14 protein-coding genes are annotated in these 18356 nt (G+C 47.3%); 9 read left to right on the top strand and 5 right to left on the bottom strand.

The genetic code is table 11. The annotated features are described in order from the left end of the window. The first annotated feature begins 41 nt into the window (after positions 1-41). Positions 42-302, top strand: a complete 261-nt coding sequence (locus BC792_RS10990; RefSeq protein WP_148909060.1) for a hypothetical protein — start codon at positions 42-44, stop codon at positions 300-302. Between the two features lie 127 nt (positions 303-429). Here the strand turns inward: BC792_RS10990 and BC792_RS10985 are convergent, their stop codons facing one another. The 3 genes from BC792_RS10985 to BC792_RS10975 all read right to left on the bottom strand — a co-directional run bounded on the left by BC792_RS10985 (position 430) and on the right by BC792_RS10975 (position 3255). Then, entirely contained in the window at positions 430-846 is a 417-nt protein-coding gene (locus tag BC792_RS10985; RefSeq protein ID WP_148909059.1) for a hypothetical protein, read from the bottom strand. 91 nt (positions 847-937) lie between these two features. Further along, complete coding sequence (locus BC792_RS10980; protein ID WP_148909058.1) at positions 938-2596, bottom strand: M28 family metallopeptidase; 1659 nt, start codon at positions 2594-2596, stop codon at positions 938-940. A 2-nt stretch (positions 2597-2598) separates the two neighbouring features. Then, positions 2599-3255, bottom strand: coding sequence for a SprT-like domain-containing protein (locus tag BC792_RS10975; RefSeq protein ID WP_148909057.1), 657 nt, complete (start codon positions 3253-3255; stop codon positions 2599-2601). Positions 3256-3476: 221 nt separating this feature from the next. Here BC792_RS10975 and recN point away from each other — a divergent pair, with 221 nt between their 5' ends. Continuing rightward, positions 3477-5138 carry a DNA repair protein RecN gene (recN, locus tag BC792_RS10970; protein WP_148909056.1) on the top strand — a complete coding sequence of 554 codons (1662 nt, stop codon included), beginning with the start codon at positions 3477-3479 and terminating at the stop codon, positions 5136-5138. 50 nt (positions 5139-5188) lie between these two features. On the opposite strand, the gene BC792_RS10965 is transcribed toward recN, so the two are convergent. Together BC792_RS10965 and BC792_RS10960 are read right to left on the bottom strand one after the other, a co-directional pair. Continuing rightward, on the bottom strand, positions 5189-5593 hold the full coding sequence (locus BC792_RS10965) for a hypothetical protein (protein WP_148909055.1): 405 nt from the start codon (positions 5591-5593) through the stop codon (positions 5189-5191). A 315-nt stretch (positions 5594-5908) separates the two neighbouring features. After that, a complete protein-coding gene (locus BC792_RS10960; protein ID WP_148909054.1) occupies positions 5909-8470 on the bottom strand; it encodes an ATP-dependent Clp protease ATP-binding subunit in 2562 nt (853 codons plus the stop codon). Positions 8471-8656: 186 nt separating this feature from the next. On the opposite strand from BC792_RS10960, the gene ettA reads away from it, so the two are divergent. The 7 genes from ettA to ccoS all read left to right on the top strand — a co-directional run bounded on the left by ettA (position 8657) and on the right by ccoS (position 17258). Beyond that, positions 8657-10339, top strand: coding sequence for an energy-dependent translational throttle protein EttA (ettA, locus tag BC792_RS10955; protein WP_148909053.1), 1683 nt, complete (start codon positions 8657-8659; stop codon positions 10337-10339). A 4-nt stretch (positions 10340-10343) separates the two neighbouring features. Continuing rightward, entirely contained in the window at positions 10344-11528 is a 1185-nt protein-coding gene (locus BC792_RS10950) for a PAS domain-containing sensor histidine kinase (protein WP_148909133.1), read from the top strand. 12 nt (positions 11529-11540) lie between these two features. Then, positions 11541-12599, top strand: a complete 1059-nt coding sequence (locus tag BC792_RS10945; RefSeq protein WP_148909052.1) for a response regulator — start codon at positions 11541-11543, stop codon at positions 12597-12599. A gap of 164 nt (positions 12600-12763) precedes the next feature. After that, complete coding sequence (locus BC792_RS10940; protein ID WP_148909051.1) at positions 12764-13201, top strand: Rossmann-fold NAD(P)-binding domain-containing protein; 438 nt, start codon at positions 12764-12766, stop codon at positions 13199-13201. Further along, complete coding sequence (gene hemN, locus BC792_RS10935) at positions 13185-14540, top strand: oxygen-independent coproporphyrinogen III oxidase (protein WP_148909050.1); 1356 nt, start codon at positions 13185-13187, stop codon at positions 14538-14540. The genes BC792_RS10940 and hemN overlap by 17 nt, the downstream gene beginning before the upstream one ends. A gap of 25 nt (positions 14541-14565) precedes the next feature. Beyond that, positions 14566-17010, top strand: coding sequence for a heavy metal translocating P-type ATPase (locus BC792_RS10930; protein ID WP_148909049.1), 2445 nt, complete (start codon positions 14566-14568; stop codon positions 17008-17010). 83 nt (positions 17011-17093) lie between these two features. Next, positions 17094-17258, top strand: a complete 165-nt coding sequence (gene ccoS, locus BC792_RS10925; protein ID WP_148909048.1) for a cbb3-type cytochrome oxidase assembly protein CcoS — start codon at positions 17094-17096, stop codon at positions 17256-17258. The last annotated feature ends 1098 nt before the right edge of the window (positions 17259-18356 follow it).

Raw genomic sequence — 18356 nt, 5'->3', positions numbered from 1 at the left:
TTCTTCCGTACATTTGGCCTAGTAAAACAGATTAAACTGATATGGAAAATACAGTGTCTCAAAGACCAGCAAAAAAGACTGATAATAACGCGAATCGTACGGAATATTATGTAACACTGACGGTGGCTATCGCTATTGGTTTGGTAGGGGTTTTCATTCGATTTGTCCCAGATGTGATTCCTGCGTTAGACCAGATGACATTTTTGTTTTCGCTTATAGCTAATATTTTAATGATCGTTGCTTCTGTCATCTCATTCAAAGTGGTATTTGAAATCTTAGGTTTCGGGAAAAATAAAAACTAATCCTTTTCTTTGGGATAAAAAAAACGCTGAGATCACTCAGCGTTTTTTTTATCCCATTCAGCCGTGTGGTTATCGCTTCTTTCTCAATAAGCTCGAAAACCAGTAACGACGGCTAGGTGGTCTTAAATTACGAAAGGATCGACCATGTGGTCCATGGTATCCTGGAAAGGATCAGCAGTAGACCGATAATGTAGAATACAGCAACTGTCCTGTTCGCTTTTTGTGCGTCTGTAGCTTTCTTTGCTTTCGAATAGCCGATCGTGATCAGCACTATAGCGATGAGCATCATCAAGGGGTGCTCCAGAAAATAGAGACGGGAGAGGCTATTTTTCATATTCTCCGCTGAAAAAGACTGTACACCCAACGGTGAAATAAAATACAGTATTAAACCTATCAGAAACTGTATGTGTGCTGAAATAAAGCCGATGAGGGCTATCTTTCGGTTGTAAGGTTTCTTTCCTAGAAGATTGACGATGGTGATCACGATGGATATAACCAAGGCAAGTAGTAGAACGATAGCGATCGTCGAGTGTAAGTGTTTCATTCCGGTTAACATAAATTTATTGTTTTAGCATTATCTCTTCGAAGTCCCCAAGCGCTTTAACCCGCGCTTGGCGTTCGTATCAACAAAGGTACTATTTTGTAAGTCTCTTGTCACTAATTTGTTTAAATTCTGATTTGGGCTTGAAGTTTGGAAAGGTTTTTTCCATACTCAAGGTATAGCCGACATCGAAAAAAAGGCGGATATCGGCGAGTATGCCGCCGAAGTCCCAATTGCCGTCTACCTCGTCCGCGACGGTATGATATCTTCCCTCGAGCGCCCTGCGACGTGTAGCGATGTTGAGCGTGTCCGTCGACAGCAACTCTTTTCCGCTGCCCATAAATAGACCGGGGACGCCAACTTTGACGAAGTTAAAATGATCAGACCGGTAGAACCCTCCTGAAGACGGATTCGCTTCCGGCTTTACAACCCGTCCGAACTTCTCCGCCGATCTTACGACATAGTCTTCGATCTCTGTTTGTCCCCACCCGACGATAGAGACATCTTTTGTAGCGCCTAAGGCGCTGAATGCATCCATATTGAGATTTGCGACCGTCTTGTTTAACGGATACAACGGGTTTTGCGCATAGTATGCTGATCCCAGAAGACCCTGCTCCTCTGCGGTAACGGCCAGAAAGACGATGGAGCGTTCAGGCTGCACTTTCGCTGCCCGGAATGCTTTAGCTATTTCGAACAATGCCGCTACGCCCGATGCATTGTCGATGGCACCGTTGTAGATCGAATCGCCGTCCACTGGCTCGCCTACGCCGAGGTGGTCCCAGTGTGCGGTATAAATAATGACTTCGTCGGGGCGTTTGCTGCCTTTTAAGCGTGCTATTACGTTGTTGGAAGCGGACTTTCGAACGGTATTCCGCAAGCTTACCGCCGTAGTGACCGACAATGGAACCGCCCGAAAACCTCGCCTCTTAGCCTTGTCCTGTAAGTCTTGCGGCTGGCCCGCCAATTGGAATAGCTTGCTCGCCGTTGGGCCGCTGATCCATCCCTCAAAAGCTGTCGTTTTGTCGTCTCCGGTATTGTCCAGCAGATTCAGCTGTGGTCCGCTCCAGCCCGCACGCACCACGTTCCATCCGTAGCTGGCGGCGTCCGTGTCATGGATGAGAAGCACGCCCGCCGCTCCCTGCCGCGCCGCTTCCTCATATTTATAGGTCCACCTGCCATAATAGGTCATCGTGTCAGCCTTAAATAAAGAGCGGTCATACTTTCCCGGATCGTTTACCAAAGCTACTACGGTTTTGCCCTTCACATCTATACCTTCGTAATCGTTCCACCCGAACTCCGGCGCCACAATGCCAAAACCGACGAACACAAGTTCGGAATCTTTAATGTCAATTTGCTCCTCTAACCGGCGGCTTCCTATAACATAGTCTGTCAGATAGTCGGCAGATAACGTTCCCCCTTTTCCTCGAAATGTTAGCTTTTTCTCCTGCGGGATGGAGTGGGTTTCGACCATCGGTACCTCCTGAAAATAGGAACCGTTATTCCCCGGTTCTAGTCCCAGACTTTTAAACTGCTCTTGGATATAATCTACGGCGAGGGAGTCGCCTTTAGTAAATGGTTTCCTTCCGAGGAAAGCATCCGACGAGAGGGTTTCTACATACGCTCGATAGCTTTCTTCCTGAATAGCGGAAAGTGCTGCGGTGTCCAGCTGGTCAGGTTGATACTGCTGTTGCCCCTGTTGGCAGGCTACGGAAAATCCCAGCAGCGCAAAACTGAAAAGTGTAATTTTTTTCATGCCTATTGTTGATCGTTAGTTTGAATGTATAAACGGGAAACGTCTTTATGGTCGATGGGTACAACTTCTACGGTAGGATGGAAGGTGTACATATGACTTGTCTCCAGCTCGACACATTTATATCTTTTTCTCAATTTCTCTATTTTTTGAAAGATCCGCCCGCCTCTGATCGCGAAAATTCCGCCTTGAGGTATCGATTCCACTGTTGGGCCCGTCCGCCGGTTGGTATCGTACATGCTTAATGCACGGAATAAGTGTAGATCAGAGCAACTTGAGGCAGCAGGGTTCTCCATGTATTGCTCGACTGCCTGTAAGATATCTGCTGGAAAGATCTGCAGCTGCAGGAAGTGAGCCATCAGCTTTTTGTAATTGCGTTTCCACTCGACGCCGTGAGGCCGCACCCTGTTGCCAAATTCCTGATAGGTCTTTAAATGGGCGAACTCGTGGATGGTTGTTATGAGAAAAGCGTACGGATTGAGGTCGTGGTTGACAGAGATTCGATGGGGAGCGCCACGATAGGGTGGCATATAGTCGCCCAACTTGCTCTTTCGACTGCGCGAAATGCGAAATAGACAGCCGGTGTCACGGATCCAGGCGGAAACGATCGGGGCTGCGGGCGCAGGCATATATTTACTAAGTTGTTCAGAAAAATCAACCATTACTGCAAACTTATTATTTTTATTTGAAATTCTGTAAAAAGTGGATTTTCCAAAGAGCTTTAATTAGCTATCTTTGGTAGCATAAACAAGTCCCTTCAGACCCAGGTGGTTTAACTTGTTCCGGTTGAACATTGTACTTGTCGCTCTGGAGGGAAAAGGGAAACATCGGACGGCCCACGGTGGCCGACATCAAGAAGAACCGTTGAGGTAATCATAACTATATGCTGAGTAGACTTTATATCACAAACTATGCGCTGATTGAAAACCTGGATATTCAGTTTGATGCAGGTCTTAACATCATAACCGGAGAGACGGGAGCCGGAAAGTCAATTATCCTTGGCGCTTTGGGACTGATTCTGGGAAACCGGGTTGAAGGTAAACATTTTTTCAGAAACGATCGGAAATGCGTTATTGAAGGCTATTTTCGCATAGCGCCCTATGAGCTGCAGTCTTTTTTTGCCGAGAATGATCTGGAATATGAACCTGAAACAATTGTCCGTAGAGAAATAGCAGTTGATGGCAAATCCAGAGCTTTTGTTAACGACTCGCCTGTCACGCTCAACGTATTAAAGGCACTGGGAGAGCTACTGATGGATATCCATTCGCAGCACGCCACGCTACAGCTGAATACTGAACATTTCCAGCTCCTTATTTTAGACAGCGTTGCGGGAAACCAGAATATAGTATCAGAATATAAACGGCTGTTGGCCCGCTACCGCGAAAGTTCCGACATGTTGCGCCACCTTAGGGAAACCATTGCTGCCAATAATGCGGAGTTGGACTTTAATCAATTTCAGTTTGATGAATTGTATGAAGCCCGTTTGCAGGATGGAGAGCAACAGCAGCTGGAGGAAGAACTGAGTCAACTGGAAAACGCGGAAGAGATAAAGCGAGGTCTTGCGTCTGCCAACTATTTACTTTCTGATAGTGAGCAGTCCGCCGTTGAAGAGCTCAAAGGAGCTTTACAGCAGCTACAAGGTGTAGAACGTTACCTTGCTTCGGTAGGAGAATTGAGCGGGCGGCTTGAAAGTGCGCTGATTGAAATAAAGGATATCGCTGACGAGGTTGCTACGTTGGAGCAGTCGGTTTATATGGACGAAGGCCGGTTGAACGTTGTTAACGACCGGCTTAGTGTGCTCTACGGGCTGCAGAAGAAGCACCGGTTAGAAACGGTAGCCGATCTTATTGTGCTGCAGCAACAGCTTGAAACCAAGATACAGGCTGTTGCCGATCAGGAAGGGCATCTTTCAGAAATGGAAACACAGGTTGAACGTGACCGCGTTGCGCTACAACACGTCGCAGAGGTTTTGCACGGCTCGCGAGCAGCGGTGGTCGATAAAGTGGAAAAGCATGTGCAGGAGTTACTCGCGGAGGTGGGCATGCCCAATGCCCGCTTGCAGATCGACGTTAGGTTTCTGGAAGCCGACCGATTTAAACCGAGCGGTGCAAGTGATGTCCAATTTTTGTTTTCAGCTAATAAGGGACAGCCTTTTCAGCCTATACACAAGGTGGCTTCGGGCGGGGAGTTATCCCGTGTCATGCTTGCTGTGAAATCTCTAATCGCGCAAACATCCGCGCTTCCGACAATCATTTTTGATGAGATTGATACAGGTATTTCCGGCGAAGTAGCTTTGCGCGTGGGGGAGATTATGGAACGGCTTGCGGAAAATATGCAGGTTCTAGCTATTACGCATCTGCCGCAGATCGCCTCAAAAGGGAATGCTCATTTCAAGGTTTATAAGCAAGACGAGGGCGATAAAACCAAAACCAATATCGTACTTTTAGATAAGGATAAGCGTGTTATGGAGGTTGCCCAAATGCTAAGCGGAGCCAATCCGGGAGAGTCCGCGATGCAACATGCCAAGGAGCTGCTCGAAAGCTAAAAAAGGATCTGATCAGATCCTTTTTTTATATTCTTTTATCGAGAACGCTGCTATTCAACAAAGTCTGCTTCTGTAAGGGTAACTTTAATAAAGATCCTGTCTGGTACTTCGACAAAAAAATCACCTAAAATGGGATCCTCTGCTCGTATAGTTACAGATCCGACTCGGTAATCAAAACTGTACGCTGCTCCTGCTTTGGTTCCTATAGATTTATATGTTCGTTCTCCGTCGTCGCTATAGGCTACGCTTACAACCCCTTGTTTTACGTAATATTCAGTCAACTCGGGTACAGGCAAGGTTAAAAATGCCTGATTGTCTGTTCCTTCCCACTGGTCGGCTGTGCGCTCATAGACCATCGTGATGCTAGGAACTACATCATAATATTCTTTCGTACAGCTAGTACCCACCGTTAGGGTCGCCGTACCGATTAACAAGGCTAATAGAATTTTTTTCATGTGTATCGTGTTTAAGCGTTAAAAATAGACTTCTCTTTTGTATAGAGACGTTAAAAAGTGTTAATAGTTTAAAAAAAATAGCAAAAAACAAGCCATAAAAAACTTGGTCTGGCTAACGCAAAACAGAGGGGTGCTTTTTCGTGTGCTCCCTGGGTTGTCAAATCAGCGTGACGACCTTCGATAGGCCTTATGCCGGTCCTGTGACATGGCTCAGGCTGTTTGGAACATCGGTGTAGTCTTAATCAACTATAGCTTAATAGATAAAAAAAAAGCGTTGACCGACAGGGCCAACGCTTTTTTTACGTTATGTATTAACTATTCCTTGTTTTTATCATCGGACTCCGTGATGTCGGATTCAATGGAGTTACCGGACGAGTCGGGATTTAAAGCTTTCACCTCAATCTCTTTTCGCTCATCACTATAGTCGATATGTAGTTGGGAACCGTTTTTAACTTCACCTTTTAAGATTTCTTCGGCAATAGGATCTTCCAGATATTTCTGAATAGCCCGTTTGAGCGGTCTCGCACCGAAATTGCTGTCATACCCTTTTTCCGCAATAAAATCTTTTGCTTTGTCGGTGAGCGTAATATGGTAGCCCAAGCTTTCAATCCTGTTGAACAGCGATTTTAGCTCTATATCGATGATCTTGAAGATGTTTTCCTTTGTCAGCGAGTTAAACACGATGACATCGTCGATACGATTAAGGAATTCCGGTGCAAAGGCACGTTTCAACGCCGTCTCGATTACGCCGCGGGAATGTGCATCCGCCTGGTTTGCACGGGCAGATGTCGAGAAGCCTACGCCTTGACCGAACTCCTTCAGCTGCCGCGCGCCGATATTGGACGTCATAATAATAATCGTGTTTCTGAAATCAACCCTTCTACCAAGGCTGTCCGTCAACTGACCTTCGTCCAACACCTGCAGCAACAGGTTGAAAACATCAGGGTGCGCTTTTTCAATTTCATCCAGAAGGACAACTGCGTACGGCTTACGGCGTACCTTTTCCGTCAACTGCCCGCCTTCTTCGTATCCCACGTATCCTGGAGGCGCCCCCACCAAGCGGGAAACGGCAAATTTCTCCATATATTCGCTCATGTCAATTTGGATCAACGCGTCCTCGGAATCGAACATAAAACGAGCCAGTTCTTTGGCCAGCTCCGTCTTTCCGACACCAGTTGGGCCCAAGAATACAAACGAGCCGATCGGTTTTTTCGGGTCTTTTAAACCCGCCCGCGTACGCTGGATAGCCTTAACCAGCTTCTGCACAGCATCGTCCTGTCCGATGATTCTTCCCTTTACGGACTCGCCCATGTTCAACAGCTTCTGGCTGTCGGTTTGGCTAACGCGTTGCACAGGTATACCGGTCATCATGGCCACGACCTCGGCCACGCTGTCTTCCGACACTGTATACCGTTTAGACTTGGTCTCCGCTTCCCACGCAGCTTTCTCTTTTTCGAGTTGGTCTAGCAGCTTTTTCTCCGTATCGCGGAGTTTTGCCGCTTCTTCGTATTTCTGACTGCGTACGACTTTATTTTTCTCTACTTTAACTTCTTCAATCTTTTCTTCGATGTCAATAATAGACTGAGGAACGTGGATATTATTTAAGTGCACGCGGGAACCAGCTTCGTCCAACGCATCAATGGCTTTATCTGGTAAAAAGCGGTCCGTGATATAGCGCGTTGTGAGCGATACACATGCTTCAATTGCCTCAGGCGTATACGTTACATTATGGTGCTCTTCGTACTTGTCTTTTATCCGGTTGAGGATCTCTACAGTCTCATCGTGCGACGCCGGTTCTACAACGACCTTCTGAAAACGGCGGTCTAACGCACCGTCTTTCTCGATGTACTGGCGATATTCATCTAATGTTGTTGCACCGATACACTGGATTTCTCCACGTGCCAACGCAGGCTTAAACATATTCGACGCATCAAGTGAGCCGGACGCACCGCCCGCCCCAACAATGGTATGTATCTCATCAATGAATAAGATGACGTCGGGCGACTTTTCAAGCTCGTTCATGACCGCCTTCATACGTTCTTCAAACTGTCCCCGGTATTTAGTTCCCGCGACCAATGACGCCAGATCAAGCGTTACTACCCGTTTATTGAATAACACGCGGGAGACCTTACGCTGTACGATCCGAAGTGCGAGGCCTTCAGCTATGGCCGACTTACCCACACCTGGCTCACCGATCAGGATAGGGTTGTTCTTCTTACGGCGGGAAAGAATCTGCGAAACACGTTCGATTTCTTTCTCCCGGCCGACAATTGGGTCCAACCGTCCCTCTTCCGCTGCCTTTGTCAGGTCACGGCCAAAGTTATCCAGCACTGGAGTCTTCGATTTAATATCCGAAACCTTTTTAGGAGCCGTAAATTGTTGGTCGTCATCTGCAAAGTCATCGTCGCCCGTTGAAGAGCTTGACGCCTCGTCTGTGACGCTTGTCTTGTTTTGCTCAACCTCGTTTTTAAATAAATCGTAGGTGATGCTATATTGCTGGAGAACCTGCGATGCAATATTCTCCTCATCCCGCAAAATAGCTAACAACAGGTGTTCAGTGCCGATAATGTCGCTTTTGAAAATCTTCGCTTCTAAATATGTAATCTTTAGTACTTTCTCCGCTTGTTTTGTCAACGGCATATTACCGATGGGGGCCCGGGACATCGACGATCCCTTTACGGCATCTTCTACCGATTGACGGATAGCGCCCGTATCTATCCCAATATTCTTTAAAATCTTTATAGCTACCCCATCGCCTTCACGAATCAGCCCGAGCAAAAGATGTTCAGTGCCGATATAATCATGTCGAAGTCGTAATGCTTCTTCTCGGCTATAGGAGATAACATCCTTTACGCGTGGTGAAAATTTAGCTTCCATGTATTAACCTTTCCTTTTATTACTATGATAGGATGTATAAATGTAAAAATAAAATATAAATCCTACACTGATTGTTTCATAGATTTTATCAACAATTACGCCAGTACAGGTGAACGATCAAAATGTCAGTTATCCCCGACTGAAAAATGACTATATTTGTACAAAAAGAAGTATTTACCATAGCATATGTCTGACGAAAAAATTATTTTTTCTATGGCGGGCGTAAACAAGATTTATCCGCCGCAAAAACAAGTTCTCAAAAATATCTATCTATCTTTCTTCTATGGAGCGAAAATAGGTGTAATTGGTTTAAACGGTTCTGGAAAATCTTCACTATTGAAGATTATTGCCGGTCTGGATACCTCCTATCAGGGGGAGGTGGTGTTTTCGCCGGGCTACTCCGTGGGCTATCTCGCGCAGGAACCGGAGCTCGACCCCGAAAAGACGGTCAGGGAGGTGGTCGAAGAAGGAGTGGCCGAAATCACGGCTATTCTCAAAGAATACGAGGAAATTAATGAAAAATTTGGTCTGCCTGAGGTGTACGAAGATGCAGACGCGATGGATAAACTGCTTGTCCGCCAAGGCGAACTGCAGGATAAAATAGACGCCACAAACGCTTGGGAATTGGATAGCAAGCTGGAGCGTGCCATGGATGCACTCCGTTGCCCGGACCCAGATGCCAAAGTTGCCAATTTGTCAGGTGGGGAGCGCCGGAGAGTCGCACTTTGTCGCCTTTTACTTCAGGAACCGGACGTCCTGCTGCTGGATGAGCCGACCAACCACCTGGACGCTGAATCTATTGACTGGCTGGAGCAACATCTCCAACAATATAAAGGTACGGTGATTGCCGTGACCCACGACCGGTATTTTCTGGACAACGTAGCTGGCTGGATATTGGAGCTGGATCGCGGAGAAGGAATTCCCTGGAAGGGTAATTATTCGTCGTGGTTGGATCAGAAAGCCAAACGTCTAGCGCAGGAAGAGAAGCAGGAAAGCAAACGTCAAAAAACATTGGAACGCGAGTTGGAGTGGGTCCGCATGGCTCCGAAAGCCAGGCACGCGAAGTCGAAAGCCCGTCTTCATAATTATGAAAAGCTGGCCTCCGAAGAAACAAAAGAGCGCGAAGAAAAACTGGAGCTATTTATTCCACCGGGACCTCGTCTGGGAAATGTGGTGATCGAAGCCGATTCGATCTCCAAAGCGTATGGCGACAAGCTCCTTTTTGAAAATTTAAGTTTTTCACTGCCTCCGGCAGGAATTGTGGGAATTATCGGTCCCAACGGAGCCGGAAAAACGACATTATTTCGCCTGATAACCGGACAAGAACAGCCCGACACGGGAACATTCAAGGTTGGCGAAACCGTCGTTCTGGGCTACGTTGATCAGAATCACGACGACCTGGACCCCAATAAAACGGTTTGGGAAAACATTACGGACGGCAGTGACAATATTCTGTTAGGAAATAAGCCGGTAAACTCCCGTGCCTATGTGTCCAAGTTCAATTTCAACGGTGCGGACCAACAGAAAAAAGTAGGCGTGCTTTCGGGGGGCGAAAGAAACCGCGTGCACCTTGCTATCACGCTGAAGAAAGCTTCTAATGTGCTCTTGCTCGATGAGCCAACCAACGATATTGACGTCAACACGTTGCGGGCTCTGGAAGAAGGACTGGAAAACTTCGGCGGCTGTGCAGTGGTGATTTCGCACGACCGCTGGTTCCTCGATCGTATCTGTACCCATATCTTAGCGTTTGAAGGGGACTCTCAGGTTTACTTCTTTGAAGGAAACTATACGGAATACGAAGAAAACCGTAAAAAGCGGCTGGGCGATGTGGCACCGAAGCGCATTAAGTATAAAAAGCTGACAAAATAGAATGATCGAATCTGTTAAGCTGCTTGAAGCCATAATCGAGAATGCGATAGACGGTATCATCACTATCGACAGCAGAGGAATTGTCGAGCGTATCAATCCTGCTGCTTCTGCGCTTTTTGGCTATGCGCCTGAAGAAGTCATCGGAAATAACGTATCAATGCTCATGCCGGAGCCGGATCGGAGTAACCATGACAACTATATATACAGTTACCAGAAAACGGGTGTAAAAAAGATTATAGGCATCGGACGGGAAGTGAAAGGCCGTAAAAAGGACGGCAGTACATTTCCTTTCCGCTTGGCGGTGAGCGAAGTGCACTATAGAGATAAGAACATCTTTACCGGATTCATTCATGACCTGACAAAAGAAAGAGCCGCCGAGGATGAGCTGCGTAAACACGCCATTGAGTTGGAGGAGAAGGTCAGGGAACGGACAAAAGATCTGATTAAACTCGTCGGAGAGCTGGAAAAGGCGAAGTCAGACGTCAGTCTATCGCTAGAGAAGGAAAAAGAACTGAACCAGATGAAGTCGCGGTTTGTCTCTATGGCTTCCCATGAGTTCCGTACGCCCCTGAGTGCTGTCCAGCTGTCGGCTTCACTGATCGAAAAGTACGCGGAGCGTCCCGACCTGCAGAACGTCTTAAAACACACAAACCGGATACGGGGTGCTGTACAGCTGTTGAACAACATACTGAACGACTTTCTTTCCTTGGAAAAACTGGAGGCCGGAAAAGTTATTGTCAAAAAGGCGGATATCGATCTTGTGCAGCTGGCTGAAGAAATAACCGAAGAGATGCAGATGATCTGTAAGAAGAACCAACATATCGTTTATCAGCATACGGGAGCTGTAGGCACGTTTTACTTAGACAGCCATCTGATTAAAAGCAGCATTACCAATCTCATATCGAACGCGATAAAATATTCCGGCGAAGACACTTTTATCGAGTTTTCTACTGAAATTAAGGACGATGTGTGCACGATCTGTGTCAAAGATAATGGCATCGGTATTCCATTGGAAGATCAAAAAAACCTGTTCGAACCTTTTTTTCGTGCACATAATACCGGCAATATTCCCGGTACCGGCCTTGGGCTTAATATCGTGAAACGGTATGTGAAGCTCATGGGGGGGACGCTGGACTATCGATCGGCGATTAATGAGGGGGCTCTTTTCAAACTGACATTTGAGCAATAAAAGCGCATACGTATGGCTAAAACTATATTGATTATCGAGGACAATTTTGAGATCCGCGAGGGGACAGCAGAAATCTTGGGGCTTACCGGAGATTATGATATATTAACGGCTCCCGACGGAAAAATCGGTGTAGAACTAGCCACGCAAACGCATCCCGACCTGATCCTCTGCGATATCATGATGCCGGAGCTCGACGGCTACGGGGTGCTGTATATGTTAAGTAAGAACGAGGCTACGGCAAACATCCCCTTTATTTTTCTGACGGCGAAATCAGAAAGGGCAGATCTGAGAAAGGCGATGGAAATGGGTGCGGACGACTATCTGACGAAGCCTTTTGACGATATAGAGCTGTTGAACGCTATAGAAAGTAGGCTGCGGAAGCGCGAAAAACTAAACGGTACCGGATTGCAGAGGGGGACGTTACATCTGAGCGAAGAGGAGCAGCACTATTTATTACAGGGGCTGGTGAAAGATGCCCGCACTAAGGTATATAAAAAGAAGCAACTTATTTACGAGGCTGGCGACACACCTTTATTTATGTACTACCTCAAGAAGGGGAAGGTCCGTAGCTTCCTGTTTTATCAGGATGGTAGGGAATTATCGACAGATATTCACGCCCATGACGCCTTCTTCGGCTATGAGGCGCTGCTTCTCAACGAGAAGTATAGTGATAACGCGGCGGCATTGGAAGACAGCGAAGTGGCTCTGATTCCCAAGGAGCGTTTCTTTGAGCTCCTTTATAACAGGCCCGTTATTGCAGGAAAGTTTATTAAGCTGTTGTCAGGAAATATCCGTGAGAAAGAAGAGCAGATGTTGGGGTTTGCGTATGACACCGTAAGAAAACGTGTGGCAAACGCATTGGTGAACGTCGCCGAGAAGACGGTTTCACGCGCGGACGAGGACGAAGTTGTAATCCGGATTTCACGTGACGATCTGGCTGCGCTAGCGGGAACTGCCAATGAAACAATCAGCCGGATGTTGGCAGATTTTAAGGAAGAACGACTTATAACAAAAGAAGGGAATGCTATCCGCGTATACTCGATAGCGCGGCTGAAGGCCATCAAGTTCTAAGCGCGGTCGACAGACGGAGCGTAATAAAGGCGCGGGAAGAATCCCGCGCCTTTATTTTTTGGCTACAGCATATGTGACCAAAATCACTTTCTTACCTGATAGGATACATCCCAAGGGCACCATGTGCCCGCTATATTTGCGCAATAGTTGGAGAAAATGAATACATGAAAGCGGTTGCCTACAGTATAAAGGAGTTTGAGAAAGAACTGTTAGCTAGAGCTAACGGGAAAGTTCATGACCTCACCCTCATAGCTAATGCATTAAGTTGGGATACTATCCACTACGCTCGTGGAAAGGAGGTGGTTATCATCGCGGAAGACGACCTGCTTGAAGCGGCCTTGTTAGATGAGCTCAAACGTGTGGGGATACAGAAAATCGTAACCCGTTCATTGCTGACCGATCACATAGACCTCTGCCATGCGGGAAATCTGGGGATACAGGTGGCCAATACACCTTACGCCGATCGGACGTCACGGGGTATTGCTGAGCAGACTATCCGAAATCTAAACCTGTGGGAGCGGGGTAAATGTGTGGGCCTGGCATGTTGCTGCGTTTCCGATTGTACCATTAAAAATGCGGAGGACCATGAACATAAACGCTGATTTGATTTCAAAGTACAACGTGGCGGCGCCCCGTTACACCAGTTATCCCACAGTACCCTTTTGGGAAGGGGATAGGTTTCGCGTGCAGGAGTGGCTTTCCCGCCTGAGCGCTACATACAGCACTTCCAAGGAACACGGGGTCAGCTTGTATATCCACCTGCCATTCTGTGAAAGCTTATGTACGTACTGTGGTTGCAACACGCGCATAACGAAAAACCATGGCGTGGAGAAGCCTTATTTGCAGCGTGTACTAAAGGAATGGACGATGTATAGGAGGTTGCTCGGAGAAGACATTATGATAAGCGAGTTGCATCTGGGAGGTGGTACGCCGACATTCTTTGATCCCGGAAATCTGCGGCAGCTGGTGGAAGGTGTGTTGGCGCACGCACAGGTGCATAGCAATGCCGCTTTTTCGTTCGAGGCGCATCCTGCCAACACGACAAAGGAACATTTACAAGTATTGTACGGCCTGGGGTTCCGCCGGCTTAGCCTCGGCATTCAGGACTTCGACGTACGTGTGCAGTTTTTGATAAACAGACGGCAAACTCGGCAGGAAGTCGAGACCGTTATGAAAGATGCGAAAGCCATCGGTTATACTTCGGTAAACTTTGATCTGATTTACGGGCTGCCGCTTCAGACGAAAGACACGGTTGCCGGGACCGTCGACGCCGCTTTAACCATGTCGCCCGAGCGTATTTCCTTTTATAGTTATGCCCATATCCCGTGGCTGAAGCCCGGCCAGCGGAGGTTCACGGACAGCGATCTTCCTACAGGAAGCGACAAACTGGAGCTGTACATGCTGGGAAAGAGGCTCATTGAGGCTGGAGGGTACCGCGATGTGGGAATGGATCATTTCGCAAAAGATACGGATCCCCTGTTTAGGGCCTCCGCCACCGGTGGCCTTCACCGGAATTTTATGGGTTATACAGATCGCTATACACCCGCATTGATCGGGCTAGGAGTTTCCTCCATCGGCGATTCCTGGAGCTGTTTTTCCCAGAATGTAAAAAGCGTCGAAGAGTATTACCGTCTGATCGACGAAGGAAAATTCCCGATATTAAAGGGACATGTGCTCAACAAGGAAGACATGACCATACGCCGCTATATAGTAGACATGATGTGTCGGGGCGAGGTGCGCCTTGAAAACGGTTTTTACGCCAACGGAACTTTTATTCAACGAATGGAGGCATTGCAGGAGGACGGCCTTGTGGAGATCAACGGCAGCAATATACGGGCTACGCCTGAGGGAAGATCTTTTCTTCGTAACATCTGTATGGTATTCGATCAACGGCTGCACAACGCCAGACAGAAAGACAACCTATTTAGCCGGGCCATTTAACGAAGACCGTGGAAACAACGCGCATATGGAACGATCAGCCAACACAAGAGAAGCCGTGCCTACACTAGACGAACCCATATGTTTTCATTGCGGGGATAAAGTTGTCGGGCAACATTATGAATGTGACAACCGTTTGTTTTGTTGTTTAGGATGTCAGACGGTATACGAGATCCTCCAGCAAAATGACCTGCAGCGATACTATCAGTATAATGCGCATCCCGGAAGGTTTAAACGGCGTGAGCCAATAGATTTAGCTTACCTCGATCAACCGGATATACGGGCCAAGCTGGTAGATTATATGGACGAACGCATGTCGATTATCACGTTTTATATTCCGGCTATTCATTGCAGTTCCTGCATCTGGCTGTTGGAGAATCTATACAAGCTCGAAGCCGCAATCGTCAGTTCACAGGTCGATTTCATGAAAAAGCAGGTTACGGTAAGATTTAAGAACGGTTCATTCTCGCTTCGGATGTTGGTGGAGTTGCTTGTCGGCATCGGTTACGAGCCGAAGATTACGCTGCAGGATATTGTTAAAGAAGGAAAAGAAAGCTCGCGTGGGGGGCATACGTTGGTGGCGAAAATTGCCGTGGCAGGTTTTTGCTTTGGGAACTCTATGATGCTAAGTTTTCCGGAATATTTCGGAATGGACGCTTTTGAAAAGCAGTACGCTAACTTTTTTGGCTACATGAATTTAGGGTTTTCTGTTCCCGTGTTGCTGTATTGTGCTTCAGATTATTTCCGGTCGGCATGGCAGAGCTTGAAGCATAGGAACCTAAATTTAGATGTGCCGCTGGCGTTAGGCATTCTGGTGATATTTGTGCGTACCGCGTTGGAAATCCTGACGGGGAGCGGCGCCGGATTCGCGGACACGCTATGTAGCTTGGTGTTTTTTATTTTAATTGGTCGATGGGTTCAGCAACGGACCTACCATCATCTGTCCTTCGAGCGCGATTATAGATCGTATTTTCCTGTAGCTGTTACCCGCATTGAAGGTGATAGGGAGCGTCCAATCCCGCTCGCCGACCTACACGTTGGCGATCGTATCTTGGTCCGAAACAACGAAATTATTCCGGCCGACGCACTACTGCTGAAAGGAGCGGCTGCGGTCGATTTTAGTTTCGTGACAGGCGAGTCCGATCTTGTGGAGAAAACGCCGGGGGAGCTTATCTATGCCGGTGGCAGACAGGTGGGAGAGGCGATCGAAGTAGAAGTGGTCAAAGCTGTATCGCAGAGCCACCTCACAAGGCTGTGGAACAACGAGAACTTTAAAGACCGGGAGAAGACATACGAGACTTTTGCCGGCGTTGTGAGTAAGTATTTTACAATAGGCCTCCTTTCTGTTGCGATCTTTGGCGCAGCCTATTGGCTGTTTGGCGGAGATGCTGCCAAAGCATGGAACGCGTTTACAGCGGTGCTAATCATCGCGTGTCCATGCGCGTTGGCGCTTAGCTCACCTTTTACGCTTTCCGCAGCGTTGAGCATCTTTGACCGGAATAAGATGTATATTAAGAATACGGCTGTGGTGGAAAAGATGGCTAAGATAGATTGTATAGTATTTGACAAGACGGGGACGATCACCTCGCCTAAATCGACTCGCATATTCTTTGATGGCCATCTCAACGCGCGGGAAAAGGGGCTGCTGGCCTCCGTTTGTCGGAATTCGAATCATCCCCTAAGTAGGGAAATCCTCAGATGGGCAGGGGATATCACCACGCTGGACGTGGCACATTTTGAGGAAATAGTTGGGAAAGGAATGAAAGCCGATGTGAACGGTAAGACGGTAGAAATCGGCTCCATGCCCTTTGTCTTTGGCAGGAACAGGCGCGGTGACGGGCGGGTCTTTGTAGCTATCGATAAAGAGCTGCGTGGAGCGTTCCACTACGAGCAATCGTGGCGGGAAGGCTTGGAAGACGTTGTGCAGGAACTTCAGCAAGGTTATGACCTGCATCTGCTATCCGGAGATGGCGACCGCCATATGGAAGCCCTTAGGGCGATCTTTCCGGTCTCGTCCAGTATTTTGTTTCACCAGAATCCCACTGATAAATTAATGCAAATCGAAGATTGGCAGAGAGACGGTAGGCGGGTTGGTATGTTGGGAGATGGCTTAAACGACGCAGGAGCGTTGCGAAAGGCCGATCTGGGCGTGGCGATTTCTGACGATATCAACAACTTTGTTCCGGGGTGCGACGCGATTTTAGAGGGGACATCGTTTAGAAAAATACCTAAATTTTTTCTGTTCGCCAAAGACGCTGTTCATGTGATACGAATGAGCTTTTTAATCTCCCTTACATATAATTGCATAGGGTTGTATTTTGCACTTCAGGGAACAATGTCGCCGCTTTTCGCGGCGATCCTTATGCCGATCAGCACGGTCACGATTATATCGTTTACAAGTTTGGCAACACGTTGGTTTGCACGGAAGAGAGGGCTGCTGGAGCGGACTGCGGCCCTGGGGCACAACATGTAATTTATGAATGTCTTGGTTGCCGAACCGGACGGATGCCTCATAAATGCCTTTGAAGACGGATACGGATGAATAACTATTTCGATATGAATATTATTTTTTTTCTTATAGGCTGCAGTGTTTTTATTGCGTTGATTTTTTTGGCGGCTTTTTTTTGGGCGAATAAAACCGGGCAGCATGAAGATACGTATACGCCATCAGTGCGTATCTTGTTTGATGATGAGGAAAGAGATGATGAGGGGCAGGGGTAGGGCAAAAAAACAAAATGCTTTATTTGTCATAAAGCACCTCTTTTTTTGCATCGGATGAAGTTTTAACTTCGTTTTTGGTTTTTCGTGTGGTTATTGATTTTCTGTGAACCTTGTTCGACAAATCCCCAGTTTGTCACGTAGTACATAAAAGGGTTCTTTTCAAGTTTTGTTGTTTTCATTTTTTCGTTTTTTGTCATAGTTACCTTTCTTTTAAATACTCTAAAAAAGAGCAAATAGCGTTCCAATAAATTATCGCAAGGTTTGTTTATTGTCATTTTGTAGAGTCCGGCTCGTGCACAGTAAATTAATCCGTGACCGGTGGAGATCAGCCTTCGGTACATGGCCGGCCCACGTGCGGGGCAGAAGCCAGTCAGCGGTAAGAATAATAGAGGTTTAAATGAGGGTTGACAGAGGGTTGATAGAGGGTTTATAGAGGTAAAACTCTATATACCCTCTGTTTTCCCTTAAGGAAGACTGTCGCACGACAGCAGGAAAGGCGCCGCAGGGGCGTCGTATGTGCGAAGCTATAGCATGGCTCATAGCTTATATGATTTATGCCATTAGCCATTAGCCATTAGCCATTAGCCATCCGCTATCTGCCATTAGCCATCTGCCATCAGCCATCCGCCATCTGCTATCTGCCATTAGCCATCTGCCATCAGCCATTAGCCATTAGCCATCCGCTATCTGCCATTAGCCATCTGCTATCTGCCATCAGCCATTAGCCATTAGCCATTAGCCATCTGCCATCAGCCATCTGCTATCTGCCATCAGCCATCTGCTATCTGCCATCCGCCATCAGACATCTGCCGGTTTAAAAATATCGTTCAGGTTTACAGGGGTTTGCGGTTTTTCGTCCGGAAAAAGGGGCGCAGGACTTGCACGGCGGTGTATAAAGTTCTATCTTTGCACCACTCCGCGAGGGAGGGACAGCACTGAAAGGCAGAAAAAGGGGGCCGGAAGGGGGATACCGTAAGGGGTTTCGCCGGCAGGAAGGGGAAGCAGGAAATTATTTTAAAATAAATTTTGCGGAAACGGAAAAACCTTTTACCTTTGCAGTCCCGAACGGAATCGGGGAAAACAGAAAAGATAGTAATT

It is taken from the genome of Sphingobacterium allocomposti, assembly GCF_008124885.1.
In the GTDB taxonomy this organism is placed as follows: domain Bacteria; phylum Bacteroidota; class Bacteroidia; order Sphingobacteriales; family Sphingobacteriaceae; genus Sphingobacterium; species Sphingobacterium allocomposti.
Note: the sequence above shows the minus strand (reverse complement) of the source record. Positions and strands in the feature narration are given on the sequence as shown.

What these genes read in the sequence shown, in the direction of transcription:
- BC792_RS10990 (WP_148909060.1), top strand. Translation starts at nt 42, where the DNA reads ATGGAAAATACAGTGTCTCAAAGACCAGCAAAAAAGACTGATAATAAC.
- BC792_RS10985 (WP_148909059.1), bottom strand. Translation starts at nt 846, where the DNA reads ATGAAACACTTACACTCGACGATCGCTATCGTTCTACTACTTGCCTTG.
- BC792_RS10980 (WP_148909058.1), bottom strand. Translation starts at nt 2,596, where the DNA reads ATGAAAAAAATTACACTTTTCAGTTTTGCGCTGCTGGGATTTTCCGTA.
- BC792_RS10975 (WP_148909057.1), bottom strand. Translation starts at nt 3,255, where the DNA reads ATGGTTGATTTTTCTGAACAACTTAGTAAATATATGCCTGCGCCCGCA.
- recN (WP_148909056.1), top strand. Translation starts at nt 3,477, where the DNA reads ATGCTGAGTAGACTTTATATCACAAACTATGCGCTGATTGAAAACCTG.
- BC792_RS10965 (WP_148909055.1), bottom strand. Translation starts at nt 5,593, where the DNA reads ATGAAAAAAATTCTATTAGCCTTGTTAATCGGTACGGCGACCCTAACG.
- BC792_RS10960 (WP_148909054.1), bottom strand. Translation starts at nt 8,470, where the DNA reads ATGGAAGCTAAATTTTCACCACGCGTAAAGGATGTTATCTCCTATAGC.
- ettA (WP_148909053.1), top strand. Translation starts at nt 8,657, where the DNA reads ATGTCTGACGAAAAAATTATTTTTTCTATGGCGGGCGTAAACAAGATT.
- BC792_RS10945 (WP_148909052.1), top strand. Translation starts at nt 11,541, where the DNA reads ATGGCTAAAACTATATTGATTATCGAGGACAATTTTGAGATCCGCGAG.
- BC792_RS10940 (WP_148909051.1), top strand. Translation starts at nt 12,764, where the DNA reads ATGAAAGCGGTTGCCTACAGTATAAAGGAGTTTGAGAAAGAACTGTTA.
- hemN (WP_148909050.1), top strand. Translation starts at nt 13,185, where the DNA reads ATGAACATAAACGCTGATTTGATTTCAAAGTACAACGTGGCGGCGCCC.
- BC792_RS10930 (WP_148909049.1), top strand. Translation starts at nt 14,566, where the DNA reads ATGGAACGATCAGCCAACACAAGAGAAGCCGTGCCTACACTAGACGAA.
- ccoS (WP_148909048.1), top strand. Translation starts at nt 17,094, where the DNA reads ATGAATATTATTTTTTTTCTTATAGGCTGCAGTGTTTTTATTGCGTTG.